The sequence below is a fragment of the Burkholderia sp. SIMBA_062 genome (genome assembly GCF_046534765.1).
In the GTDB taxonomy this organism is placed as follows: domain Bacteria; phylum Pseudomonadota; class Gammaproteobacteria; order Burkholderiales; family Burkholderiaceae; genus Burkholderia; species Burkholderia ambifaria.
The window spans coordinates 1-248 of sequence record NZ_JAWRYD010000488.1 but is presented as its reverse complement, the minus strand read 5'-3'; the positions used below and the strand labels follow the sequence as shown (position 1 = coordinate 248).

General features: G+C 62.9%; 1 pseudogene. It reads right to left on the bottom strand.

Going from position 1 to position 248, the window contains the following annotated elements:
• Positions 1 to 248 (bottom strand): annotated as a pseudogene (locus SB786_RS37180) (catalase); the annotation flags it as partial.

Here is a 248-nt window from a genome sequence, read left to right as displayed (position 1 = left end):
ATCGACCGGATCTCCCGCCTGCGCCAATTGCAGTACCAGATCCCAGCGAACGGGCGCTTGTGCCACCCGCTTCTTGATATCGTCGAACAGGAAATCACGGCTGGATCGCGCCCGCTCTTCCGGGGAGAGGCCATGGAAGGGAGCGTGGGGCCGCATGAACCAGCGCACGGGCTGGCGTGTGCCATCTGCCGCAAGCAGGATAAATGCGTTGATGACGTTGTACTGGGCCTGCGCAAAGCTGCTCGGCC